This is a genomic window from Chitinophaga sedimenti, assembly GCF_023156195.1.
Classification (GTDB): domain Bacteria; phylum Bacteroidota; class Bacteroidia; order Chitinophagales; family Chitinophagaceae; genus Chitinophaga; species Chitinophaga sedimenti.
Genome location: NZ_JAKUKA010000001.1, coordinates 1,458,337 through 1,481,558, shown reverse-complemented (window position 1 = coordinate 1,481,558; position 23,222 = coordinate 1,458,337). Strand labels below are relative to the sequence as shown.

Here is a 23,222-nt window from a genome sequence, read left to right as displayed (position 1 = left end):
CATGGGACAACAAAGATACCCGCTCCCCGTATTCTGACAAAATACCTTGATACTGATATCAATACGATATATATTAAATATTTTAACATTATTTTGACTATGGAAAATGCGGAATTACGCATCTTAGTTGTAAATTCCACTAACCGGATAAAAAATTACCTATGACGATCGTAATGACCTTTACCGTAATTTATCTGTTAATTGTGGTCATCAATCCCGTCACCACATTTTTCCACGAGCTGGGCCATGCTATCCCGATGTTGCTGTTCAACAGGCAAGGGAAAGTAGACATGTTTATCGGTTCATTTAACGACGTTGAAAAATCGGTTCAATTTAAAATGGGCCGCTTACATTTATACATCCGCCTAACGCCTTTACTGCTGATGAAGCCCGCTGGTCTCTGTCGCGGTTCGCAGGCGGAAAGCAGCTATCGCCAGCAATTGGTGATCCTTTTCGGCGGCGCTGTTTTCTCTCTTTTGCTCGCTGTTGTTTCTTTAAGTTTGATATTGGTATATAACGATCATCGCGCGTTGTCGCTTATCGGCTTTACCGTGCTGGCATTTGCCGTGATCGACCTGCTGATGAATCTCGTACCGCGCAGCATGAAGGACAAAAATGGCCGCCAGCGTTTTTACAATGATGGCTATATGATTTTGTTCACTATCCGCACGCGCCACTTTCATCCGCACCTGCACGCGGCGCACCGGCATTATAGTGAGGAGAACTATCGCGATGCGGCGATTGAATTGAATTATATCGTACAACAGGGCTTTTCGAACGAGATCGTATTGCGTGCCTTATGCAGCGCATTGCTGCTCGACAAACAACATGAAGAGGCCGCGCGTTGTCTCGATCATTTGCGTAAGATATCCAGCTTTGATGCGACCGATCACTTTCATGCGGGCTGCCTGGCCAGCCGTAACAATGATGGTGAACAGGCCGTAAAACACTATCGCCAGGCATTGGCCGTAGATCCCGAAAATGCGGCAGTATTGAATAACCTTGGCTATGAACTGGCGGAAAACGGCGACTATGCGGAAGCATCCGTCTACCTGGAAAAAGCGATAGACCTGGCCCCCAACTGGCGCTGGCATACGACAACCGGGGTTATACGCACCTGATGCAGAATGAACTGGAGGAAGGCCGCCGCATGATTGCGCACAGCCGGAACTCGATCCTTCTAACGCATATGCCTATAGGAACTTAGGCTTGTATTACCTGAAAACCTTACACTATGGCGCGGCCATCGCCTTCCTGAATAAGGCCATCCGCCTGGATCCCAATACACCGAGGGCCAAATCCTATCTTGAAGATGCCCGGATGCAGGCGGCAGCGCGGCAGTATCTCCAATAAACACGCATTTCAAATTCTCCGTATTACTACTGAAGGAACCCGGCGTGTGTCCTGTTACTTTTGCATCGCAATCGACGGAATACACTTAAAAACCTCAATAATTCCTGAATCATGAACATGTATGTAAAGCGCATCGCGCTCGCAGCCGCATTCATTGTTGGCTTATCTATCCCCCAGGCAGAAGCTCAGTTAAAAGGAGGCGACAACCTCGTGAACGTGGGCATTGGATTTGGCTCTGCTTATGCCTATGGCTCCGGCTTTAAAGGCTTCCCCGCTGTTAGCGTGGCCTTTGAACGGGTGATCCCGAAAGAACTGGGTCCCGGTTTGCTCGCTGTGGGCGGTATCATCAGCTACCGCAACATCACTCATAAGTATAACGACTATGAGGGTGATTCTTTCAAAACCAAGTACGCGAATACCGTTATTGGCATCCGCGGTACTTATCACTGGGAGCAACTGAACACGGAAAAATATGATGTGTACGGTGGTGTACAAACAGGTCTGCGTTTCGAAAACTACCGGTCCAAATGGATCGAAGAAGATGTAAAAGAGCGTTACACGCACTTCTACGGCAGCGTAATCGTGGGCGGCCGTTACTACTTTGCCAGCAACATCTCTGCTTTTGCCGAGGTAGGTTACGATGTAACCTGGACTAAACTGGGCATCAGCTTCAAATTCTAATATTCATCACGTTTATTTCCCCAAAAGAAATGCCGCTACCTTAAACGGGGCGGCATTTTTGTTTTGGTACGTAATTGGCCTTTGTATAGATAGTTCACGAAAACCCGAGATTATGAGGAACAAGATTACACATTTACTATCCTTCCTGTTGTTGAGCCTCACCCTTACCGCCCAGGACAAACCCGCGGATTGGCAGGGGGAATTGTCCGGCGACATCAAAACCCTGAATAGCAGCACGTCGGTTGGCGTATGGCAACAGACTGCGGATAAAATATCCAGCATGGCGAAGGAACACCCCAATGAGTGGTTGTTACAATACTACGCGGGATGGGCAAATACGCAGGCCTCTTTTAAAGCCGATAATTCCGAAGCCCTTTGCGATAAAGCGGAGCCCTATGTAAAAAAGGCGCTCGCCCTGCAACCTACGCATTCAGAAACCCTCACCCTGATGGCCTACTGGCTCAGCGCCCGCATCAATGCCAAAAACTCCCGCGGCGTAACGCTGGGAGCAGAGAGCAGGAAGTATGCGGAACGGGCCATCACGGCCAATCCCGGTAACCCCAGGGCATATCTTGTAAAAGCTTTAGTGATATATCATACCCCTACCATGTTTGGCGGTGGTAAAAAGAAAGCGAAACCAGTAGTGGAGCAAACGGCCGAAAAGTTCGCGTCATTTGAGCCCAAGTCGCCCCTGGACCCGGATTGGGAGAGAATATTTACCAGGAACTGGCGAAAGAATATAAATAAAAGACATGACTGCTTAGAACTGGGATGCCCCTCGCGACTAACTGTGAAGTGCTTTGCTCGCCATTGCGGCGCGCTGTGTGGCTGGTTGCGGGGGCTTGTGTTTTATTCCACTTCCCCCTTCGATATCTCCCGCTGCGAACCTTCCCTTACTGCCAGCACGTTCGCCGAAATGTGGAGCGTTTTACCCGCCCATGGGTCGTTTCCGTCGAGGTATACGGTGTCGTCTTCGATCGCTGTTACGATCCAGCCGCCTTCTTCTTCTCCCAGGGTGATGATTTCGCCTGGTTCCAGGGGAGTGTCACCTATTTCGAGGTCCTGCAGCCGCAGGGTGCGGATAAGGTTATCTACCCGCTGGCCGAAGGCTTCCTCCGGCTGCAGTTTTACCACAACGGCGTCGCCCGCCTGTTTGTTTTCGAGTGCGCGTTCGAGTCCGGGCAGCAGTTTATTAGCGCCCTGGACGTACGAAACCGGCTGTTCGTCGTTGTTATCCAATAAGTTACCCTGTCCGTCCTTTATGATGTAGGTAATCGTTACCACCCTGCCTTTAGATGCAATCATCTTGAAATAAGTATTAAAAATGGCTGCAAAAGTACGATTAAATCGGCGTCTGTTACCCGCTAATCAAAATATGTGCAGTTCAATCACAAATTCCGGCAGTTCATTCGGGCAAATCTTGCACAAACCGGCAAATATGGGCAAATTTGTTGCACATTCATTCGCGGTAACCCCCAAAAACCTTTTGCTGATGAATACGGTATTAACTTACGTTTCGATTTTGCTGCTCACCACAGCTGCCTGCGAAAAGGATAAAACCGTGCGGACGGCGCGGCCCACTCCGCCCGCCCGCGTACAGATCGCAGGAATGGGTACGGGCAACGACCAGCCCGTGGGCGAGTTATTCCGGCTGCCGGAAGGGCTTAAGTTGCAAGGCATTCACGGCGGTAACTGTGAAACGCCGGAAGCACAGCGCTTCGGGATGAGTTACGCCCGCGTAGCCCTTTGTATCAGCCTGCAGAATACGACACTGCACCCTATAAAACTTACCCTGCCGGCCGGACTGGTATTCGTCGCCGCTTCGGCTACTGTAAAGAATGGACTTGTGCCGAAGTCCATCACCTTTACCGTACCTGCCGCCGCCAACATGCACGTCCGCATCGGTGCACTGTGCATGAATGCCGGCCGCGATATGCCGGAGTCGGACGATCATTACAGTATCGGCCCGGTTTACGAACACGCCCCTTTAAAGAACTTCTACGCACTGTTTAGCCGAAAACGCATATACGAAAACGACACGCGCCAACACCGCGACTTCGACGCCGCGATCATTGCGCAGAGCCTCTTCTGGAAACTGTGCGACAGCACGGGATTGAACACGGATGATATTGCATTGGCGAACAGCCTTACGGACATATAAACCAGGTAGTGTGGGTTCATCGTCCGTAATCGGCAGCGTTGCGAAAGCACGCTGCTTTTTGTATATCGAGGGGGGCAAAAAAAAACCTCCCGACCGCACAAGCGCCCGGGAGGTTATTATCAAACTAAATACCTTATAAAGTCAATCCTTCCTCTTTGGATTTGTTCCTAAAGGTCGTTTTCCTTTCGGGAACATCCTTTATACTGATTCCCTCTTCTACGAACTGTCTAAAATTATGCACATCGCCTTCCACCAGCTTCTCGAAGGCGGGATTCAGCAATTTGGCAATACCGGTACCGATCAGCCCTGCGGGCGGACGGTAAGTGATAATTACCTCGAGGTGAGTACCGCCATCTTCTGTGTCTTCGAACACCACCTTGCCGGCATTCTCGATCATCGAATCCGGCAATGAGCGCCAGCCGAGCACGTTGTTCGTTTCTTCGAGTACGATTTCGGCGTCCCAAACAAAGTCGCCGAAACCACCGGGCAGCTTGGCCGTCCACCGGGAATGCGTGCCGCTTACAACGTCGACAGATTTCAGGTGTTTCATGAATCGGGGCAGGTTTTCGAGCTGTCGCCAGGCCTGGTATACTTCGGGGCGGGGTTTATTCACGATAAACTCCGTGCGGATGTTTACCGCGGGGGTATGCCGCACCTCGTCGTCGGCCAGGAACATGGCGGAAAGCGGGCAGTTGCCGGAGATGCCGCGGTACAGCAGGTAACTGCCGGATACCACTTTCAGCAGCGAACTGAATGGCGATTTCCTAAAATCACCAATGCCACCCCACAGCAGCATGGCGCCAGCGGTAGACGAAGCTACGCGTCCGGCTTTGCTCACGTTCATCACGCGGCTGCTTTCGTACAATGTGCCCGCACGGGGCCGGGAGCGTTTATTGTCTTTGTATTGCATAACAAACAGATTAAAGCTATGCCCTAACGTCACAAAGACCATTCCAGCTCTCAGGAACATTAATCTTTAGTAAAAACTATATCAGGTTGATAGATTTAATCATCTGCAACTTATATTTACCGCAAATAGACACTTACATGCATACATTCTTTGATTTGTACCACGCAGCAGAAATCGGCGACATGGAGCTGGTTAAAACCATCCTCACTGCTCAGCCGGAACTGCTGAAAGAAAAAGATGAATACGAATTTTCAATCATGCACGCCGCTGCCCTGGCAGAAGACCCGCAGCTGATCACATACCTGGCCGGACTGGGCGCAGACGTGAACGCGAAAAACGATGAGGGCTTAACGCCACTGCACATCGTATTGTATCCCGAAGTAGCGGAAACGCTCATTAAACTGGGTGCAGACGTAAACGCAAAATCTATGGATGATGAAACACCGCTGCACATACAGGTGGCAGAAGGCGAACAACAATACGATATGGTAAAACTGCTGCTCCAGCACGGCGCCAATAAAAATGCGAAAGATGTAAATGGCGAAAGGCCTTACGAAATTGCCCGCGACCGGGAAGAAGACGAGGAGATTCTTAAGCTGTTGAAATAATGTAAAAAGGCGCTGTCATCAGCGCCTTTTCTATGGGTCAGTCGATCGTTGCCAGTTGTTCATAAAATGCCCCTGTCCCCGCCTTCCGGTCTACGAAATGAAGCTCATAAATCCAGTGCCGCTGGTGCCCGAATTTATCCGGCGTGTTCATCGGCACATGATTGTCCGGGTGCACGTAGTGTTCTATTTCGCTTCCCAGTATTTCTTTATGTGGAAAGTTACCGATAATATGACCGGCAATCGTGCCACCGAATTCCCATCCGTAACGTTGTGCCAGCTCTACCGAATATTGATATAAAGCGGCTCCCGTTATACCAGGATGCGCGCGCAGGTAATCGCCCCTGTTCCCGGCACTGATAATATCCCTGCCGAGGCGCTGCTTGTCCGGGTTATACCCCAGCACGAACGTGCGGCCCAGGTCGGCCTCCCAGTCTTCGAACACGGGACCGAAATCCGGGAACATGATGTCATCATCTTTAATCAGTAAATCGGGCGGGTTTTCATCGTAAGGCGCCAGGGTGTTTACACCGGCGCGCACAATCCGCTTGTGCCAGTACTTGTGGATCCCAAACAGTTCATCAGCCAACTCGTACATTTTGGTGTTCAGGGCCCGCTCCGTTTGTCCGGCGCAGAGCAGACCGCGCTCTTTCGCCTCCGGGAACAGTCGTTCCGCCTTCAGTTGTGCGTCTTTTAACTTGCGCTCCAACTCGTTCATCCTGTTGCTCATAGGTTCTCATTAAATATGGTTGCGCATTCACCAGTGATCAAATATAACATATTAAATAATTTTATCAATACTATTAACAAATAACGCCGGCCTTCCCCGAAAGGAAAGCCGGCGCTGCACCGACAAATTATGCTGTTTAGGTTTATTCCTTCACCTCAAAATAAAGTGTTTTGCTACCGGTAAGCCCGTGAGCGCCCAATGCCTGCAACACTACTACGTAACGGCCCGGTAAGTCGGAGGTAAAGAAGGTCTGCGCAGGTGCTGAGGCTACTTCCGGCCGCCAGGCGAGCTGGTTGCGGTAGTCCGGCAAGTGACTGGCTTTATCGGCGTCCGTGCTGTAGTCGGGGCTATAAAACTGGCGTTGCACCTGCAGTCCTTCATAATCCACCACAGTGGCATTGGCATCCAGTTCGTAACCGCCGATATCGCCTTTGTAAGTGGTCATGCTTACGACGCCGTCGAAATACAGGGCGCCGAGGAAATAGCGTTTAGTAAGTACTTCCATCTTGCGAACTTTTAACGGGTCGTAAGCCAGTACTTTATCCATATTGAACATGGGCACGCCATCCAGCAATACCAGCGGGTTGCCCGTAAAGAAGTTGCGGGTGGGCATGTCCAGTGCGTACAATACGAAGCGGTTATTGCGGCGGCGTACATTTACGCCCAGTACATACTCGCGCAGTACTTCTTCCATGGTGGTGAAGCGGGTATAATCGTCGAGCATGTACCGCGCGTCCGGCTTGCCGTAAAAGGCCGACGTATCCACGTCCGGAAAGATTACTCGTTTCATCCGCTCACCGGTAAAGATGTTCTGTACCTGCATATTGATGCTCCGCCTGTTCAACGTTTGCGCATAGATCTCGCTCAGTGGCTGCTGCGGCCAGGGCATGTTGGAAATGCTGTCGGAAAAGGGACTGTGAATATCGATGCGGTACATGCTGTCTTTCTGTCCATCGGTTTGTGCGATCACCTCGCTGGGACCATAAAAATCGCGCACGTCGTAGCGTACATTGCCCTGCGCATCGCTCAGTGATGTATAAAACTCTACCGTGGGACCGGGTACAGAAAGGAATGTAGCGATACTGGAAGTGGGCCTGTTGTTGCGGGTGTCGATCACCCGGCCGGTAATCAGGTGGCCGTTGAATTCCGGTGCATACTGGAAGGCGGGTTTCTTGTTCGTATCCAACACATCGTCCCAGCGGAACCTACGCCAGCCGCGGGTTAACAACAGGTTATCCATTGCTGCTTCATCGTCCAGGTACGACGCGGCATTGGCTACGTAGCCGCCTATATCGGCAGTAAGGTAAAAGGCAGTGGTAATATCATCCGCAGCCGGCACCTGCAGCGAATCGAGGCGGTACACGGCCATCGACATGCTCACGGCATCCTTTGCATTGATATTGATGGCTACTTTTTCGCGCACACCATATTGCGCTTTATCTGTCGCCGCGCCAATCTCCATCGTTTTCGGGCGCTTGAAATACAGGCGTTCGCAGAGCGGCTGCCTGTCCATATTAAACACCGTGAAATGTGTAACCCCATCTCCGAGCTTATTCTTGTCCACGATAAACTCCACGCGCCCGTCTTTCAGCGACCTGCTCTCTCCCACTTTCACCACCTGGCGGGTATGCGCCAGCAGGTATACGCCGTCGCCCGGGGCATTGGCGGCACTAACGGTTATTTTGACATTGTTGCCTTCCGTCGTTAACGCCATTACATAACCGGCCGCCTTCACTTCCGGCAGTTTCGCCGTCACCGGCGCTGCCCCGGCAGGACGAATCACCGCATGATATACGCGATTTTCCCTTGGGGTGAACAGGAACGTGCCGGCACTGTTTTTAGCCGGTGTGAAGGTTACGACGGTATCATTGAATTGGTCCAGCACCGCACCGGTATACGACAGGTCATTACCGGCGAAATCCTTCACCGTGAATGCGACTTTACTTTGCAGATCTTTTACCAGGTAACCGCCTTCGGGGAAAAACCGGATATCATATTTCGGTGGTTCATTCGCGGGTATATCCAGTACTTTCTGTGTATTGACGAAGGTTACCGTCTTTTCATAATAGGTCGAAGGGTCGAAGTTCTTCATCCGGGCGGTATAGCCGCGCAGTTTGTAGGTGCCGGTATTCAGCAGTACCGGTACATATACCGATCCGCTGCCCGTGCCATTCTTCAGTTCCACCTTTGCCTGCATTACCGGGTGGTTCTGCTGGTCCAGTACATCCACGTACGCCACCTTGCTCACGTCGGCCAGTTGATGCCGGGAGGCGTCCACATTGTACACCTTGAACCACATGATTTCTCCCGCTACATAAAATTCCTTGTCGGTATGCACATACACTTTCTCCTGGAACACTTTGCGGCGGTACTGGTCGAGCGACGACTGCAATACCGACTGTGCCGCCAGTTGCAACGGCAGGGCGAGTACAGCAAGGATATAAATCAGTTTCTTTATCATTCGAATAATATCGTTATCGGTTATTGCCAGTAAATAGGTTTCTGCGGATTGGCCCTGGTGGAACAATCGGCGCAATAGCGCGGTACACCCAGCACCCTGCCGTCGGCCGGGTTCTCTGAAATGGGCGTTAACATGCCACTGCCGAAATAAATCTCCGGCTGTCTGCGATCGCCGGCACCTGCGTTTCCTCGCAGATCAGCGAGTAACGCCAGCCGATCAGCTGGCTGCGGCTGATCCAGATACGCTGTTCCTGCACAGATCCCGCACTTACCCAGCCGATCACCGGTTCCGACGGGTTGGTCAGGCAGGTTATATTACCCCGCGATTCGGAAGGCTGGGGATCAAAGATGGAGCCGAGTGATTCCGTATTACGCTTCATCATCTGCCAGTAGTCGAACGCCTGTTTATCCATGGTGAACTGTTTCACCAGCACCGTATATTTCACTCCCATTTTCCAGGAGCCGTTTGGCACTGTCAGTAGCTGTTTGTCTTTCACGATATCGTTCTGCAAACGTGCGGTAGAATGAATGATGATGCTGGACGAATTCTCGTACTGCCAGCAACGTATCGGCAGCGTTTCATTGGCGGGTCTTTCTATCACCCGGGGCGGCGGCGTCACGTACTTCATCGCCGAAATATAGTATACGTCATGCTCCCATGTTTCTTCATACTGCCAGCGGTAATAGCGGGTATTGTTAGCCGGATCGTGCGTATGCACGAACACTTTTACCCCTTCGGCCGGCTCCCAGCGCCAGGTTACGCTATCGATCGGCGGATTGGTATGCACGTTCACAAAGGCGGATGCATATTCTTTACCGTCGCTCGTGCGGATGTGCACGCGGTATTTTGCAGCCGTGTTAAGGTTCAGTATACCAGCCGTGTAACGGCCACCGCCGATGCCTGCCAGTTGCCGGCTGCTGTTGTCGTCGCCTTCCACGCGTATATCGGCATTCAATTCGTCTTTGATGTAAGAGGTGTCGGCCATCATAGCGGTGCGGCTCAACTTAAAAATAGTTTCCGCCTGGCCGTTAATGATCTCACCTTCCACCACCGGGTAGTTCAGGTTCCTGGTGGTGATATCCGGTGTGTACGGATCCTTACAACCTGCGCCGGTAGCCAGCAGCACCACACCCAGCAGGGCGTATATAAGTCGGTTGCGCATATCTTAAAATCTGATGTTAAAGTTCACAAATGGAATGGCCGCGCCGAAGATCGACAGCTTGTATCCCTTTACATATCCATTCTCCGACACGAAATACACCGAATATGCGTTCCTGCGCGCCGTCAGGTTGTACACGCCAAACGTCCGGGAGTTATGGGTTTTCTGGTGCACCTTGTGGTTGCCCTCGATATTAAGCGACATGTCCATGCGGAAGTAGTCGGGTATGCGATAGGCATTGCGGTCGGAATACAGCGTGCGCACCGCGCCGGCGTATTCGTACTTGCCGATCGGCAGCGTAATCGGCCGGCCCGTGCTGTAGGTAGTATTCAGTGAAAAGCTCACGCGGTGCGAGAAGCGGTAGTTGCCCACCATGGTTACATCGTGCGGTTTATCGTAATTGGACGGATAAAAATCGCCCTTGTTCACGGTTTCCGTCGTCGTCGGATCATCTACCTTCAACAGGGTACGCGAGTAAGTATAACTGATCCAGCCATTCAGTTTACCCGTCAGCTTTTTAACCATCAGTTCCACGCCATACGCTTTGCCTTTTGTGTTAATCACGTCCTGCTCCAGTTTGTGGTTCAGTACCAGCGAAGCGCCGCTCTTGTAATCCAGGTAATCGTGCAGGTTTTTATAGTATACTTCTACCGATGTTTCTATCGTGTTCGATTTGAAGTTTTTATAGAACCCTAATGCCACCTGGTCGCCACGCTGTGGTTTGATATTCGGATCGCTTAGTTTCCAGATGTCGGTCGGTGCAATGGCCGTGGTATTCGACAGCATATGAATGTACTGGCGCATGGTGTTGTAGGATACTTTCAGCGACGAGGTAGCGCTTGTCGCAAACCTTGCACCAACGCGGTATTCCGGGCCATTGTAATTGTTGATGAAATCGCCGCGGTGATGTTGCTTACTTTCGATCAGGTTTTCATCCGTGCGCGATACGCCGGCCGGGTAGTAATTCACGGTGCGGGGGCCGAGATAATTGAACATCGACCAGCGGATGCCTGCATCCAGGGAAATTTTATCCGTGATCGTCCAGTGGTCCGCAATGTACGCGGCACTCTCCATTCCCTGCTCCGGCTCCATAATATCGGCAATCACTTCGGACTCCTTGCCTACCGGCTCATAGCTGCCGGGGTGCAGCTTATAAAGGATGTTGCTGACGCCGAAATCCAGCGTATGGCTCGAGTTGAGGTAGTAATTAAAATCGAATTTCAGGTTTGCCTGCCCGATGTCAAACTTCATTTTATAGGCCTCCAGCTCTTTTGCGTCGCTGTTGATGTTGTAATCGTAAAAATCATATCCCGCCGTCACCATCCCGGAGAACTTGCTGTTAAAGGCATGTTTCCATTTAAAGGAGATGTTTTTATTGCCGTAGCCGTAGGTCGTATCGCTGTTCAGCGCAAACCGGTCGCGGCTCAGGTAGGTAGTCAGGTAGAAGTTGTTCTTTTTCTTTTTATCCTCGTGACTTAACAACAGGTTTACATCGTAGAAATTTACTTTGCTGTTCTCATATTCCTGCGGCAGCAACTTCAGCATCCAGTTGGCATACGTGGTACGCGCGCCGAATACAAAGGAAGTGCGGTCGTTGACCAGCGGGCCTTCGAGGTTGATACGGCTGGTGAGCAGCCCGATACCACCTACGCCTGCGAACTTCTTCTTGTTACCCTCACGGCCATCCACCGCCAGCACCGAAGACAGGCGGCCGCCGTATTTCGCGGGGATGCTTGCCTTATACAGTTCCACGCTCTTCACCACCTCGGGGTTAAACGTGGAGAACATGCCGAAGAAGTGGGATGGATTATAGATGGTGGCATCGTTGAACAGGATGAGGTTTTGGTCGGCTGCGCCGCCGCGTACATTAAAGCCCGTGCTGGCTTCCCCTACCGACTTCACACCGGGCAGCGTCAGCACCACGCGAAGGATGTCCGCCTCGCCGAATACCGCGGGCACCTGTTTGATGGTTTTAATGCTCAGCTTCTCCACGCCCATTTGTGTACCGCGTACGTTACCGGCTTTCTCACCGGTAATAGTTACGTGTTTCAGTGAAATCACCTGCTCTGCCAGTTCGATGTTCAGTTTACCATGATCGTTCAGCATCACCTGGCGGCGGGTATCGCGCATGCCAATGCTCTGGATGTGCAGCACGTGCCGGCCGCGGGGAAGATTGATGGAATAATAGCCGTACTGGTCGGTGGCCACGCCGATACGTTTAGGCGCATCAACATACACCGATACCCCGATTACCGGTTCGCCGGTTTGCGTGTTGCGGATATAACCGGCCAGGTTCACCGTGGGGTCTTTACTGCCGCCGGGGGTACCAATGACATAGAGTTTATTTTCGAGCGTCGCTTCCTGCACGGGTTTGGCGCCCTGCGCATAGTCGATCACCTCCTCGTTTTTCTTCGGTTGGCCAGATCCACCACCCTGCGCACGAAATACTCTTCCGGCAGCGACAGGCGGATGGTTCTTTCCTTTACCACGTATACCCGGTTGCCGTCGATCGCGAAGTTCAGCGGCGTGCCGGCCAGGGCTTTCTGCAACACCTGCGTGAGCGGGGCGTCCTTTACGCTTACCGTAATGCGCACACTGTCCAGTTGCGCGGTATCATAAAAAAGCGGTATCCCGTGCGGGCCTCCAGCGACAGCAGGAAGCGCTCCACCGACACATCGGTGAAGTCTGCCGTTATCATTTTCTCCGGCGTTTGGGCACGCGTGGAGGAAAAGAGCAGCAGCAGGGTAATACAAAGCAGATTAAAGCGTAAAAGCATGATTTTACTTGATCAATTGGTCATAGTAAGCCACTGTGCGGGCAATGGCGTTTGCACGGTTCTTTTTATAGCGGATCTTGTTTTTGCGCAGGTATTGACGCACTTCCTTTTTCTGGTCTCCCATCAGCGCCAGCACCGATTTCTCATTCTTAACAGGATGGAATTTCCCGTCCTTTAACACGTAATATCGCACCACCTGGTTAATGGTACGTTTGATGCCATCGTTATTCGTCGCTTCCTGGATCATTTTCTGGGTGCGCATGTATACCCCGGTTTTACCCTGGTACAGGCGGTCGTAGAACCCGGTGCTCATCACCCGGGCGTTAAGACTGTCGGGTACAATGCGTACGAATGTATGTCCTGCAATAGTGAACTCCGAGAGCTTTTCGTTCACCAGGTAAATGCGGAAGAAGTTGCCCACTTGCTGCACCACCAGCTGGTCCTTCACCATATCAAACATCATGGGTACGTCTTCGAAGTACATGCCATCGTAGGAAACAGTACCACGGAGGAGACTGTCCGACATAAAAAAGTGGCTGCCCTCGTTGAGTGCAAAAGGGTAAGGCACGTATTCGCTGCCGTTATAGAGGCGCGACTGCCCGCCGATTACTTTATGATAGTAGGCTTCGGCATTGCGGATGGCCGACTGGCGCACGGAGGTATCTGCCGTTTGGTCCTGGGCAAACGAAACGCTGCGCAGGGCGGTTAAGCAAAAAACAATACAATAAATCCTGGTAAAACGATTCATACAATTATAAAAGACGCGGTAACGGGTATTAATTTTTGTCCTGGATTTTGGCTGGGAACCAATATAGACCAATAATTCCAAATTAAAAAGCGGGAATAGCTGTAACATGCCGGCTGCATGGTACGTTAGCCAGATTACCCGACGAAATGCTGTTTTTAAACGTTGAAATGGCCGGAACGCTGTTTGCATCCCGGCAATATTAAACATAATTACCCTTATTATCTGTTAAGTTTATCTTACCTCAGCCCTTACCTTTTTTGTTGATAGAGGTGCAGCAGCGCCTTGATATACCGTTCGGCAGCGCGTCCGGGATGGTAACGCTCCAGCTCGCGGGCCAGGTTGCGTACGTTTTCTTTGTACCGGTGATCGCTTAGGACTTTCTCTATGGCCGACCTGACTTGCCAGGCGGTTGGCCGCTCGGTCCGCAGATCGATCCCGAGCTTAAAATACCCTACCCTGGCGTTGATCTCGTTCTTGCCTTCGTGCAGTCCCGCCACCACCAGCGGCAGTTGATGGCTTACGGCCTGCATGACGCCGCCGTAGCCGCCATTAGTTACATACACGTTTACCAGCGGCATCACACCGTCAAAATCGATATAATCCTCTATAATGATATTGTTTTGCGGAAAGCGTTTGCGCAGCAGCGCCGTGTTGAAACCACCTGTAGTAGCCACCACCATGTATGGCGTGTCTTTAAACGCTTCGAGCGTAGGCACCAGCAGCTTTTCCGGGTCCTTTTCCACCGTACCCTGTGTTACCAGGATGATACGCCCATACGAAGCCAGCCGCGATTGCAAATGGAAAGGCGCCGGGGCTTTGGCGCGGAATGGCAGCAGCGAACCCACGAACCGTACATTGTTCGGCAAATCGCTGCGTTGGTATTCGAAACCCGGCGCACCGCTCTGCAGCAGCAGGTCGCAGCGTTTAGGCAACACATCGAACACCAGACCATTGTAGGTATTAACGCCGTAGCGGGTGAAAATACGATTGGTCTGTTTCAAGGCACCGGCAAACAATACGTTCCGCGACATCCAACGGAGGCCCGCGTGTTTCAACTTTTCGAAACCATTGCGGGCAGGCGTTAAACCCATACCATTGGGCGGCAGATCGCGGGAAGACACCGATAACGGGAACACGCCCACGGCCACAACCGGGATGCGCATCAACGCTTTTACGAGGCAGGCACCGGTAAAAGCCGCATCACACACCAATACATCAAAAGGAAAGCGGGCTTTGATTTCCTGCAGGTCTTCGTAATACTCCGGCGCACGGGCAATAAACTGCCGCACATCAAATTTCAGTTTAGCGATTTTGCCTTTCAGTTGCCGGCGTTCGGGAAATAATTCATCTGTGTTAGATTGATTCAATTCGACCGCGCGCTTAAACGGGAATACCGGGATGCCCATCGCTGCTATCTTTTCAGCGTGCGCGGTACCGCTGTACCAGCGTACGTCGTAGCCTTGCTCCACCAGGTACATGGCAAGGCCGGTAAGGGGATAATAATGCCCATCGAAGGGAACGTGGGCGAATAAAACGCGGGGTTGTGACATGTTGCAAAGTTGCTGCATCGTCAGCGCACCTGCATCAGCATAAAAAAGGATTTACAGAACTGCGTAGTTATACGCAACGCTGCCACTTATCGAATTAGCGATGTAAAGCAGGAAAAATATGGTTATCTTAAATTGATCAAACCCCGTTTTATTTATGAGAAAGTTTAGCCAACTGACACTCCTCGTGTTGTTACCCGTTATTACCTACGCACAGGACCAGCCCGATGCCGCTGTGATGCAAAAGATACGCGAAGAAGGCCTGCAACGCTCGCAGGTGATGAACATCGCTTTTCAACTGACAGACGTGGCAGGGCCGCGACTGACGAACAGCCCGGGTTACAAACGCGCCGCAGATTATGCCATTCGCCAGATGACGAGCTGGGGACTGCAAAACGCGCGCACTGAAGCCTGGGGCGAGTTCGGTAAAAGCTGGGAACTCACCCGTTCCTACCTTGCGTTAACCGCACCATATTACCGCCCGCTGATCGCCTTTCCACCCAGCTGGACCAGCGGCACGAAGGGATTAAAAAGCGCTCCCGCGATATTGATTACCGGCAGCGACTCTGTCTACTTAGCCTCGTTAAAAGGAAAGCTGAAAGGCAAAATACTGGTACTGGACCGCGAAGATCCTTATCAACAGAGTTTTAAAGCGGATGCAGTACGTTTTACCGACGAGCAATTGGCCGACATGCAATCGGCGACAAACAGGTCCGCCGCACCGCGTGATACGGCCGCTCAGCGTCGCGCCGCAGAACAGGCGCGCTTACAGGTAAGGCGCAACGTATTTCTCACCCCTTCCCTGCGCAAAATGGCCGAAACGGAAGGCGCCATCGCTTTACTGAGCACCGGCAACCGCAACCACGACGGCACCATCTTCGTGGCCAGCGGTGGGCTCTACGATCCCAAAGCGGCAGACGGCTTTCCCAGCATGGCGATGACGATTGAAGATTACATGCCGCTGGTGCGCATGTTGCGTGCAGATATTCCCGTGAAACTCGACATCGACATTGCAATACGCACGAACACCAACGACACCAAAGCTTACAACGTACTGGCCGAAATGCCCGGCACCGATCCGCAACTGCAATCGGAACTGGTGATGTTGGGCGGGCACCTCGACAGCTGGCATGGCGGCAGTGGCGCCACCGATAATGCTGCCGGTTGTGCGGTGATGATGGAAGCCCTGCGCATCCTGAAAGCGATTGGCGTACAACCACGCCGCACCATCCGCATTGCCTTGTGGAGCGGCGAAGAGCAGGGGTTATTAGGATCCGGGGCTTACACGAAAAAGGAGTTTGCGACCGCAGACGCGAAATCAAAGTTCTCCGGTTATTTCAACCTGGATAATGGTACCGGTAAAGTGCGCGGCATTTACCTGCAGGGCAACGAAGCCTGTAACCCCATCTTTACCGAATGGCTGAAACCCTTTGCCGACCTGGGCGCCACCACGGTAACAATACGCAATACCGGCGGTACCGATCACCAGTCGTTCGACGCACTCGGACTGCCCGGCTTCCAGTTTATACAGGACCCGATAGAATACAATACCCGCACGCACCATAGCAACATGGACACGTACGATCATTTGGTGGAAGATGATTTGAAACAGGCAGCGGTGGTGATTGCCGCCTTTGTATACAACACCGCGCAGCGCGATGAAAAGCTGCCCCGTAAACAGGCGGCGCAACCAAGTTTAGGTAGCCGTTAGTTAGCGTACTTCATCCAGCTTTACGCCGCCGGCCGTTACTTCGAGCCGGTGGCTGACGCCGCATTTAAGCGCATAATTATTGCGCTGGTGCCCTACGGGGAAATTGAAGCACACCGGGTAGTGGTAGTCTTTTACTTTTTCGAACACGATATCGTACAACGTACGACCGAATTCTTCGCCGGGATCGTCGGGCTTAACACGGTTGAAGCGCCGATAATCAGTCCTTCGAGGGCATCCAGCTTGCCGGAACGTTGCAGGTTGCCCATCATGCGGTCGAGGCTGTACAGGTACTCGCCCACTTCTTCCAGGAACAGAATTTTGCCCCTTGTGTTCATTTCGGAGCGGGTACCAGCCACGCTGACAAGCATGGAGAGATTGCCGCCTACGAGTATGCCCTGCGCTTTACCCAGGCGATTCTTCGGGTCTGCAGCAGCGGTATAATGCATGGTATTACCCATCAGCGCATCGCGGATAGACAAGATGGTGGCCTGCACCATGCTGTCTGTTCCGCCGAAATCAATGGGAAAACTGTTGCACATCTTGGAGTGCAGCGTTGCAATGCCACACTGCCGGGCAATGTGGCTGTGCAACGCAGTAATATCACTAAAGCCGATCACCCATTTGGGATGGCGCTTAAATTTCCCGAAATTCAGTTTGTCGATGATACGCGCGCAACCGTAACCGCCACGTGCGCACATAATGGCAGCCACTTTGGGATCGTCCAGCATACGTTGCAGGTCCCGGCAGCGTTCTTCATCGGTACCACCAAAACTGTAATCTGCTTTGCCGATAGTACTGCCGATCTGCACCTTCCATCCCCAGCTTTCCATCAGCTGTACCGATGGCATTATTTCTTCGCGGGTAATGTGGCCAGCAGGCGACGTTATGCCGATTACGCTGCCTTTTTTCAGGTAAGGCGGTATCGTAACCGGATGGTCTTCCGCGGTTAATTCCGCCACGGCGCCGAGCGCGGGCAATGTCGCGCCAGCGGTAACAAGAGAGGATAAAAATGCTTGCGGTCCATGAGTTATATTAATTGCCGTCGCCGTTTTCGTAGCCAATGTCTACCAGGTGATGGCCACTGTCTGCCGCCTCGGTGGCGAGGATATCGCAACGGTTGTTTTCGGCATTGGTGGCATGGCCTTTCACCCAGACAAACTTGATTTTATGTTTGCGGTACAGCGGGATGAACCGCTGCCACAGGTCTTTGTTTTTCTTATCCTTAAACCCGATTTTCACCCAACTCCATATCCATCCCTTTTCTACGGAGTTTACCACATACTGGCTGTCGGTGTAAATGATGATATCCTGCCCATCCTTCTTTAACGCTTCCAGCGCCACAATCACGGCCAGCAACTCCATTCGGTTGTTGGTGGTTTTGCGGTAGCCCTGCGCCATTTCTTTACGCAGGCTGCCCCACAACATTACTACACCATAACCGCCCGGACCGGGATTGCCTCTCGAAGAACCGTCTGTATAAATAATCAATTGCTGGTTTGCCAAAATTTCCTGAGTTAAGCGGGCAAAAATAACAGAAAATATCGAAAGCCTTATACCTGTATCACACCTGTGCGGAACGCTTCTTCCACCGGCGCCTGGTTGGCGGCTTTCAACGATTCGGAGATAATGTTACGCGTTTCTCCCGGGTCAATGATTGCATCTACCCAAAGTCTGGCGGCCGCATAATAGGGCGTGGTCTGGGCATTGTATTTATCGGTAATGGTTTTCAGCAGGTTCGCTTCTTCTTCGGGCGAGATGGTTTGGTTCTTCGCTTTCAGCGATGCCACCTGTATCTGCAACAATGTTTTTGCGGCCTGCTCCCCGCCCATTACCGCAATTTTGGCGCTGGGCCAGGCGTAAATGAAACGCGGATCGTAGGCCTTGCCACACATGGCGTAGTTGCCGGCGCCGTAAGAGTTGCCCACAATAATGGTGATTTTGGGCACCACGGAGTTGGACACGGCATTTACCAGTTTGGCCCCATCTTTAATGATGCCGGCATGTTCGCTGCGACTGCCGACCATAAAGCCGGTTACGTCCTGCAAAAACACCAGGGGGATTTTCTTTTGGTTGCAGTTCATGATGAAACGGGCGGCTTTGTCCGCGCTGTCGTTATAAATTACGCCGCCCATCTGCATTTCGCCTTTACGACTTTTCACGATTTTGCGCTGGTTGGCCACGATGCCTACGGCCCAGCCGTCTATCCGCGCATATCCGCATAAAATGCTCTTGCCATAATCTTCTTTATACTGATCGAATGCTGAATTGTCGACGATGCGCTCAATCAGCTCAACCATATCATAAGGTTTGCTGCCGTCGCGGGGAATGATGCTGTAAATATCCTCCGGCGATTTAGCGGGCGCCACAGGCGCGATACGGTCAAAACCGGCGTCTTCCGGTTTACCCAGTTTGCCAACGATCTTTTTGATCTGGTCGAGGCACTCCTCGTCGGTTTTGAACTTATAGTCCGCGATACCGGAAATTTCTGTGTGGGTAACGGCGCCGCCGAGTGTTTCTGCGTCTACGTCTTCACCGATAGCGGCTTTTACCAGGTAAGGCCCGGCCAAAAAGATGGAGCCGTTGCCTTCTACCATCAGCACTTCGTCGCTCATGATAGGCAGGTAGGCCCCGCCGGCCACGCAGCTGCCCATCACGGCAGCGATCTGGGTAATACCCATGGCGCTCATGCGGGCGTTGTTGCGGAAAATGCGGCCAAAGTGCTCTTTATCCGGGAATATTTCATCCTGCATGGGCAAATACACCCCGGCGCTGTCTACCAGGTAAATAACAGGCAGCCTGTTCTCCATGGCGATTTCCTGCAGGCGCAGGTTCTTTTTGCCCGTGAGCGGGAACCAGGCGCCGGCTTTCACGGTCATATCGTTCGCAATGATCATGCACTGGCGGCCGGCGATGTAGCCTAAGCCGGCTACGGTGCCCGCGGCGGGACAACCACCATGTTCGGTGTACATGTCGTACGCCGCAAAAGCGCCAATTTCAGTAAAGGTGCTGTTCGCATCGATGAGGTAACTGATGCGTTCGCGGGCGTTGAGTTTGCCGCGCTGTTTAACTTTTTCGAGGCTTTTCTTGCCGCCACCCTGTTCTATCACGGCGAGGCGTTGTTTCATGGTGCTCACCATTAAACGCATTTGGTCTTCATTCTTATTAATTTCCAGTTGCTGATGGTCCATAACGTAGATTGTTTTGCTAAAAATAAGGCATAATTGTTGGATCACACGTCGTATAAAAATAGTTTGTATGTCATCACACGTGATTGTACTCGCAGAAGCACTGGAACATATATACAGCGGGCAGCCCTGGCTGGATGTAACGCTGCTTGAGCATTTGCAGGAGCTTACGCCGGAGCAGGCAACTTACCGCCTTAACGGTTCCAACAACACCTGGGAAATCGTGAATCACCTGATATTCTGGCACCAGAACGTGATGCGCAAACTGCGGGGCGAGCAGCCAGACCAGGAAGGCGACCTGCCCGACTTTTATCTGCCTGAAAATACGAACGAAGAAAACTGGTATAATACGCTGCAACGGCTGGAGCATTCCTTTCAGCTGATGGCGGAAACCGTGCGTAATTACCCGGAAGACAAACTCTATGGCCTGGTGCCCAATACGCAGCATAGCTCTTATTACTACATCCGTGGTGTGGTGGTGCATGCAGGGTACCACCTGGGACAGATCGTATTGCTGCACAAATACGCCGCGGCATAGTATATTTGCCGCATGGATCCCTTTCTGTTAAAGATTTCCCACAAAGGAACGGAACAAACTTTTGAAGTACAACCGGCGCTGGTGGGTTACACGGCGCAATTTATCGTGTATATCGGGGAAAGCCGCATTACGTTTGAGCCCGATGAGGAAAATAACCTGCGCGCGATGGTGCCGGCCGACTATAAAAATCCGGACGTGCCGCTTTTGCAGAAAATAGCGGAAAGCATTGAAAAGTGGTTGTAAAGAAGATTTACCGGGTTTGCTCCTGCTGGGTGGGGGTTTGGGCAGGCTGACTTTTCAGCTCGCGGTAATATTTCAACCCGTAAATGATAGCGCCTATCAGGAATAGTTTGGATAAGATGAAAATACAGATGAAAGCGTATTTCCAATATTTGTGCACCGTGATGAGGTCATCTTTACGGGGCGCCATGTGAATATGAATATTACTGGAGTCCTTTTTGCGTGTACGGCCGTAGTCACGGTTGGTTTCTTCCCAGGTAATCCTTTGTATAATATTATCCCAGGCGAGGGCGGGCGGCTCTACGGCATCTTCGAAAGCCAGTTTCTCCAGCTTTCTTTCGGTTATCGCAATTTCTACATTCAGTTCGGGAAACACCCTTCTGAGTTGCTGTAACTCCAACTCCTCTTCAGGTGTTGCAAGTCCCAGCAAGTAGCTCTCGATAATTCCACTGTCTATGTATTCTTTGATTTCCACCTACTTTTGCATAAATTTTCTTAGTTCCACCATTGACGACCTCAGGAGCCTAGACACCTCCGCTTCCGGAAGTCCTGTTGCGTTGGCTGCTGCTTTCTGTGATAAGCCCTTCTGATAACATAATTCAAATATACGTTGAACATCGGCGGGCAGATTTTTCATAAACAGCATTAACGCATTTTCTTTCGGTCGCAGTATAGGGATTTTTGTGTTCACTGACGAACTAATGGACGGAGGTATAGCTTGCACGACAAATTCGCGGGTAGTTTTCATCAACCAGCCGAATAGGGTAAAATGGCCGGAAGTTGTAAAGTTCTTCGCATTCCTGAAGATATGTACGAATAACTTGACCAGTAGTTCATTGGCGCGCTCCTCTTCGGGAATTACCTGGAGGATCACTCCGTAAAGGGCGGGTGAGTACTTATCATACACAAATGTGCGGGCTTCGTGATCGCCGGCGATTAATTGTGCTACCAGATAATCTTCACTTATATGTACCGGTACTTTCGTCAATGTTGCAGGGAGTATTCTGTGCGCAATATAAATACTTTCCATGTAAACAATTTTTTTATTCATTCACCCGGAGGGCATACTGATGAGTAGTCGCAGTGGAAATCGTTATACTTATTTATCTTCATAAAATAACGGATATCAACCGCCGGGGAAGTTTTTTTGGTCGGTAAATACGGCCCGGTCACCGATAGATCGAATCTTTAAAGGGGTTATACCTATTACTTTGCGTATGTTCCGGATTAAAGCGTCCACTTTCATTGTACATATTGCAGGATGGCTGATTTTCATGAGTCTGCCCCTGCTCTTTTCCGTTAGTCCCCGCGGTAGCGGCCCCTCCTGGGACCTCCTCTCCTCCTGGACCTACTGGAAGTTTTGCCTTGTCTTTATCATCGTCTTTTATCTGAATACGGCCTTGCTGGTGCCGCAGCTGTTTCTTAAAAAGAAGTTTTTGCTGTATGCCGCATCACTGCTGGCGTTGTTTGCCATGGTGTACTACCTGCGCCCGTTCGACCAGCTGCAGCGTAAACACATTGCCGACCGGGGAATGGCGTTCCGGCAGGGGAATCCGGGCCGTTCGGGGACGCCGGTCCTGGCCGGCCAGGTGGTGGGGTTGGTGCGTTTGACCGCCGGGGCGATGGCGGCTTTCCCGGTTATCCGCCCGACAGTGTGTCGAACGCCCGTCGTCGTGATTTTCCTGGCCCGCCGGACCCCGGCAGCCAGCCGGGTGGCGGCCCGCGGACCGACGTTGTCAGCATCTTCCTTTATATAATGCTGGTCACCCTCGCCATGTCCATCGAGCTGGGCAAGCAGTGGCGGATGACGGAACAACGCATCACCCGGGCGGAGGCCGACAAAGCCAATGCGGAGCTGTCGTTCCTGAAAGCCCAGATCAACCCGCACTTCCTGTTTAATACACTGAACAATATCTACTCACTGGCTATATCTAAAAATGAATATACGGCAGATAGTATTATGAAACTGAGCAATATCATGCGGTATGTTACCGATGATGCGACGGAAGATTACGTGTCGCTGGAGGACGAGGTCGCCTGTATCCGGGACTACATCGCCCTGCAACGCCTGCGCCTCGGCGGCAAGGTGCAGTTGGATTTTGACGTGTCCGGCGACCTGGACCATAAAGAAATCGCACCGCTGATATTAATGACGTTTATAGAAAACGTGTTTAAATACGGGATCAGCAACCACGAACCGACCAATATTACTATCCGTATATTCGCGGAACAGCATACCATTACGTTTTTCAGCCGGAACAGGATATTCCGCGCCGCCGCTGTGGCGCCTGAACGTACCGGCATCGGCATCGCCAACACGCGGCAGCGGCTGGAGCACCTGTACCAGGACCGCTACCTGCTGAACATCCGGGAAGAAAACGATGTGTATACCGTTGATCTCACGTTAAAGGTATGAT

General features: G+C 51.7%; 23 protein-coding genes and 2 pseudogenes. 10 read left to right on the top strand and 15 right to left on the bottom strand.

Features of this window, described 5'->3' with window-relative positions:
- Positions 1 to 161 precede the first annotated feature (161 nt).
- The 3 genes and pseudogenes from MKQ70_RS08390 to MKQ70_RS08380 all read left to right on the top strand — a co-directional run bounded on the left by MKQ70_RS08390 (position 162) and on the right by MKQ70_RS08380 (position 2,034).
- Positions 162 to 1,121: a tetratricopeptide repeat protein gene (locus tag MKQ70_RS08390; protein WP_248069896.1), complete on the top strand. Its 960-nt coding sequence runs from the start codon at positions 162 to 164 to the stop codon at positions 1,119 to 1,121.
- A 76-nt stretch (positions 1,122 to 1,197) separates the two neighbouring features.
- Positions 1,198 to 1,353, top strand: a pseudogene (locus tag MKQ70_RS08385) (hypothetical protein); the annotation flags it as partial.
- Positions 1,354 to 1,464: 111 nt separating this feature from the next.
- Positions 1,465 to 2,034, top strand: a complete 570-nt coding sequence (locus MKQ70_RS08380) for a hypothetical protein (protein WP_248069894.1) — start codon at positions 1,465 to 1,467, stop codon at positions 2,032 to 2,034.
- Between the two features lie 849 nt (positions 2,035 to 2,883).
- Here MKQ70_RS08380 and MKQ70_RS08375 read toward each other — a convergent pair.
- Positions 2,884 to 3,339 (bottom strand): FKBP-type peptidyl-prolyl cis-trans isomerase, encoded by a 456-nt coding sequence (locus tag MKQ70_RS08375; RefSeq protein WP_248069893.1) that lies wholly within the window; start codon positions 3,337 to 3,339, stop codon positions 2,884 to 2,886.
- A gap of 187 nt (positions 3,340 to 3,526) precedes the next feature.
- Here MKQ70_RS08375 and MKQ70_RS08370 point away from each other — a divergent pair, with 187 nt between their 5' ends.
- Positions 3,527 to 4,195 carry a hypothetical protein gene (locus MKQ70_RS08370; protein WP_248069892.1) on the top strand — a complete coding sequence of 223 codons (669 nt, stop codon included), beginning with the start codon at positions 3,527 to 3,529 and terminating at the stop codon, positions 4,193 to 4,195.
- A 133-nt stretch (positions 4,196 to 4,328) separates the two neighbouring features.
- On the opposite strand, the gene MKQ70_RS08365 is transcribed toward MKQ70_RS08370, so the two are convergent.
- Entirely contained in the window at positions 4,329 to 5,105 is a 777-nt protein-coding gene (locus tag MKQ70_RS08365; RefSeq protein ID WP_248069891.1) for an SRPBCC family protein, read from the bottom strand.
- Between the two features lie 137 nt (positions 5,106 to 5,242).
- Between MKQ70_RS08365 and MKQ70_RS08360 the strand changes: the two genes are divergently transcribed.
- Positions 5,243 to 5,713: an ankyrin repeat domain-containing protein gene (locus MKQ70_RS08360; RefSeq protein ID WP_248069890.1), complete on the top strand. Its 471-nt coding sequence runs from the start codon at positions 5,243 to 5,245 to the stop codon at positions 5,711 to 5,713.
- Positions 5,714 to 5,750: 37 nt separating this feature from the next.
- On the opposite strand, the gene MKQ70_RS08355 is transcribed toward MKQ70_RS08360, so the two are convergent.
- From MKQ70_RS08355 to MKQ70_RS08320, 8 genes are all read right to left on the bottom strand, one after another.
- Entirely contained in the window at positions 5,751 to 6,440 is a 690-nt protein-coding gene (locus MKQ70_RS08355; RefSeq protein WP_248069888.1) for a M24 family metallopeptidase, read from the bottom strand.
- 142 nt (positions 6,441 to 6,582) lie between these two features.
- A complete protein-coding gene (locus MKQ70_RS08350) occupies positions 6,583 to 8,901 on the bottom strand; it encodes a hypothetical protein (RefSeq protein WP_248069886.1) in 2,319 nt (772 codons plus the stop codon).
- Between the two features lie 127 nt (positions 8,902 to 9,028).
- Positions 9,029 to 10,063, bottom strand: coding sequence for a DUF4249 domain-containing protein (locus tag MKQ70_RS08345; protein WP_248069884.1), 1,035 nt, complete (start codon positions 10,061 to 10,063; stop codon positions 9,029 to 9,031).
- Between the two features lie 3 nt (positions 10,064 to 10,066).
- On the bottom strand, positions 10,067 to 12,457 hold the full coding sequence (locus MKQ70_RS08340; protein ID WP_248069882.1) for a TonB-dependent receptor: 2,391 nt from the start codon (positions 12,455 to 12,457) through the stop codon (positions 10,067 to 10,069).
- Positions 12,454 to 12,654, bottom strand: coding sequence for an STN domain-containing protein (locus MKQ70_RS08335; RefSeq protein WP_248069881.1), 201 nt, complete (start codon positions 12,652 to 12,654; stop codon positions 12,454 to 12,456). Before MKQ70_RS08335 ends, MKQ70_RS08340 begins: the two co-directional genes overlap by 4 nt.
- Positions 12,639 to 12,836, bottom strand: coding sequence for a hypothetical protein (locus MKQ70_RS08330; protein WP_248069879.1), 198 nt, complete (start codon positions 12,834 to 12,836; stop codon positions 12,639 to 12,641). The genes MKQ70_RS08335 and MKQ70_RS08330 overlap by 16 nt, the downstream gene beginning before the upstream one ends.
- A gap of 4 nt (positions 12,837 to 12,840) precedes the next feature.
- Positions 12,841 to 13,584: a hypothetical protein gene (locus MKQ70_RS08325; RefSeq protein ID WP_248069877.1), complete on the bottom strand. Its 744-nt coding sequence runs from the start codon at positions 13,582 to 13,584 to the stop codon at positions 12,841 to 12,843.
- Between the two features lie 248 nt (positions 13,585 to 13,832).
- Positions 13,833 to 15,134, bottom strand: a complete 1,302-nt coding sequence (locus MKQ70_RS08320; protein ID WP_248069875.1) for a glycosyltransferase — start codon at positions 15,132 to 15,134, stop codon at positions 13,833 to 13,835.
- Between the two features lie 154 nt (positions 15,135 to 15,288).
- Here MKQ70_RS08320 and MKQ70_RS08315 point away from each other — a divergent pair, with 154 nt between their 5' ends.
- Positions 15,289 to 16,842 (top strand): M20/M25/M40 family metallo-hydrolase, encoded by a 1,554-nt coding sequence (locus MKQ70_RS08315; RefSeq protein ID WP_248069873.1) that lies wholly within the window; start codon positions 15,289 to 15,291, stop codon positions 16,840 to 16,842.
- Here the strand turns inward: MKQ70_RS08315 and MKQ70_RS08310 are convergent.
- The 3 genes and pseudogenes from MKQ70_RS08310 to MKQ70_RS08300 form a co-directional block, all read right to left on the bottom strand.
- Positions 16,843 to 17,690: pseudogene (locus MKQ70_RS08310) on the bottom strand (S66 peptidase family protein).
- A 184-nt stretch (positions 17,691 to 17,874) separates the two neighbouring features.
- Positions 17,875 to 18,345 carry a ribonuclease HI gene (gene rnhA, locus MKQ70_RS08305; RefSeq protein ID WP_248069871.1) on the bottom strand — a complete coding sequence of 157 codons (471 nt, stop codon included), beginning with the start codon at positions 18,343 to 18,345 and terminating at the stop codon, positions 17,875 to 17,877.
- A gap of 47 nt (positions 18,346 to 18,392) precedes the next feature.
- A complete protein-coding gene (locus tag MKQ70_RS08300; protein WP_248069869.1) occupies positions 18,393 to 20,030 on the bottom strand; it encodes an acyl-CoA carboxylase subunit beta in 1,638 nt (545 codons plus the stop codon).
- 67 nt (positions 20,031 to 20,097) lie between these two features.
- Between MKQ70_RS08300 and MKQ70_RS08295 the strand changes: the two genes are divergently transcribed.
- Both MKQ70_RS08295 and MKQ70_RS08290 read left to right on the top strand, forming a co-directional pair.
- Positions 20,098 to 20,565, top strand: a complete 468-nt coding sequence (locus tag MKQ70_RS08295) for a DinB family protein (protein ID WP_248069867.1) — start codon at positions 20,098 to 20,100, stop codon at positions 20,563 to 20,565.
- A gap of 12 nt (positions 20,566 to 20,577) precedes the next feature.
- Entirely contained in the window at positions 20,578 to 20,808 is a 231-nt protein-coding gene (locus MKQ70_RS08290) for a hypothetical protein (protein WP_248069865.1), read from the top strand.
- Between the two features lie 7 nt (positions 20,809 to 20,815).
- Here MKQ70_RS08290 and MKQ70_RS08285 read toward each other — a convergent pair whose 3' ends face one another.
- Together MKQ70_RS08285 and MKQ70_RS08280 are read right to left on the bottom strand one after the other, a co-directional pair.
- Positions 20,816 to 21,280, bottom strand: coding sequence for a hypothetical protein (locus MKQ70_RS08285; protein ID WP_248069863.1), 465 nt, complete (start codon positions 21,278 to 21,280; stop codon positions 20,816 to 20,818).
- Positions 21,281 to 21,835, bottom strand: coding sequence for an RNA polymerase sigma factor (locus tag MKQ70_RS08280; RefSeq protein WP_248069861.1), 555 nt, complete (start codon positions 21,833 to 21,835; stop codon positions 21,281 to 21,283).
- A gap of 187 nt (positions 21,836 to 22,022) precedes the next feature.
- On the opposite strand from MKQ70_RS08280, the gene MKQ70_RS08275 reads away from it, so the two are divergent.
- Together MKQ70_RS08275 and MKQ70_RS08270 are read left to right on the top strand one after the other, a co-directional pair.
- Positions 22,023 to 22,562, top strand: a complete 540-nt coding sequence (locus MKQ70_RS08275; protein ID WP_248069859.1) for a hypothetical protein — start codon at positions 22,023 to 22,025, stop codon at positions 22,560 to 22,562.
- Positions 22,562 to 23,221 (top strand): sensor histidine kinase, encoded by a 660-nt coding sequence (locus tag MKQ70_RS08270; protein ID WP_248069857.1) that lies wholly within the window; start codon positions 22,562 to 22,564, stop codon positions 23,219 to 23,221. Before MKQ70_RS08275 ends, MKQ70_RS08270 begins: the two co-directional genes overlap by 1 nt.
- The last annotated feature ends 1 nt before the right edge of the window (position 23,222 follow it).

What these genes read in the sequence shown, in the direction of transcription:
- MKQ70_RS08330 (WP_248069879.1), bottom strand. Translation starts at nt 12,836, where the DNA reads ATGCTTTTACGCTTTAATCTGCTTTGTATTACCCTGCTGCTGCTCTTT.
- MKQ70_RS08370 (WP_248069892.1), top strand. Translation starts at nt 3,527, where the DNA reads ATGAATACGGTATTAACTTACGTTTCGATTTTGCTGCTCACCACAGCT.
- MKQ70_RS08375 (WP_248069893.1), bottom strand. Translation starts at nt 3,339, where the DNA reads ATGATTGCATCTAAAGGCAGGGTGGTAACGATTACCTACATCATAAAG.
- MKQ70_RS08380 (WP_248069894.1), top strand. Translation starts at nt 1,465, where the DNA reads ATGAACATGTATGTAAAGCGCATCGCGCTCGCAGCCGCATTCATTGTT.
- MKQ70_RS08365 (WP_248069891.1), bottom strand. Translation starts at nt 5,105, where the DNA reads ATGCAATACAAAGACAATAAACGCTCCCGGCCCCGTGCGGGCACATTG.
- MKQ70_RS08350 (WP_248069886.1), bottom strand. Translation starts at nt 8,901, where the DNA reads ATGATAAAGAAACTGATTTATATCCTTGCTGTACTCGCCCTGCCGTTG.
- MKQ70_RS08280 (WP_248069861.1), bottom strand. Translation starts at nt 21,835, where the DNA reads ATGGAAAGTATTTATATTGCGCACAGAATACTCCCTGCAACATTGACG.
- MKQ70_RS08295 (WP_248069867.1), top strand. Translation starts at nt 20,098, where the DNA reads ATGTCATCACACGTGATTGTACTCGCAGAAGCACTGGAACATATATAC.
- MKQ70_RS08300 (WP_248069869.1), bottom strand. Translation starts at nt 20,030, where the DNA reads ATGGACCATCAGCAACTGGAAATTAATAAGAATGAAGACCAAATGCGT.
- MKQ70_RS08275 (WP_248069859.1), top strand. Translation starts at nt 22,023, where the DNA reads ATGTTCCGGATTAAAGCGTCCACTTTCATTGTACATATTGCAGGATGG.
- MKQ70_RS08270 (WP_248069857.1), top strand. Translation starts at nt 22,562, where the DNA reads ATGCTGGTCACCCTCGCCATGTCCATCGAGCTGGGCAAGCAGTGGCGG.
- MKQ70_RS08355 (WP_248069888.1), bottom strand. Translation starts at nt 6,440, where the DNA reads ATGAGCAACAGGATGAACGAGTTGGAGCGCAAGTTAAAAGACGCACAA.
- MKQ70_RS08315 (WP_248069873.1), top strand. Translation starts at nt 15,289, where the DNA reads ATGAGAAAGTTTAGCCAACTGACACTCCTCGTGTTGTTACCCGTTATT.
- MKQ70_RS08360 (WP_248069890.1), top strand. Translation starts at nt 5,243, where the DNA reads ATGCATACATTCTTTGATTTGTACCACGCAGCAGAAATCGGCGACATG.
- MKQ70_RS08345 (WP_248069884.1), bottom strand. Translation starts at nt 10,063, where the DNA reads ATGCGCAACCGACTTATATACGCCCTGCTGGGTGTGGTGCTGCTGGCT.
- MKQ70_RS08290 (WP_248069865.1), top strand. Translation starts at nt 20,578, where the DNA reads ATGGATCCCTTTCTGTTAAAGATTTCCCACAAAGGAACGGAACAAACT.
- MKQ70_RS08325 (WP_248069877.1), bottom strand. Translation starts at nt 13,584, where the DNA reads ATGAATCGTTTTACCAGGATTTATTGTATTGTTTTTTGCTTAACCGCC.
- MKQ70_RS08390 (WP_248069896.1), top strand. Translation starts at nt 162, where the DNA reads ATGACGATCGTAATGACCTTTACCGTAATTTATCTGTTAATTGTGGTC.
- MKQ70_RS08320 (WP_248069875.1), bottom strand. Translation starts at nt 15,134, where the DNA reads ATGTCACAACCCCGCGTTTTATTCGCCCACGTTCCCTTCGATGGGCAT.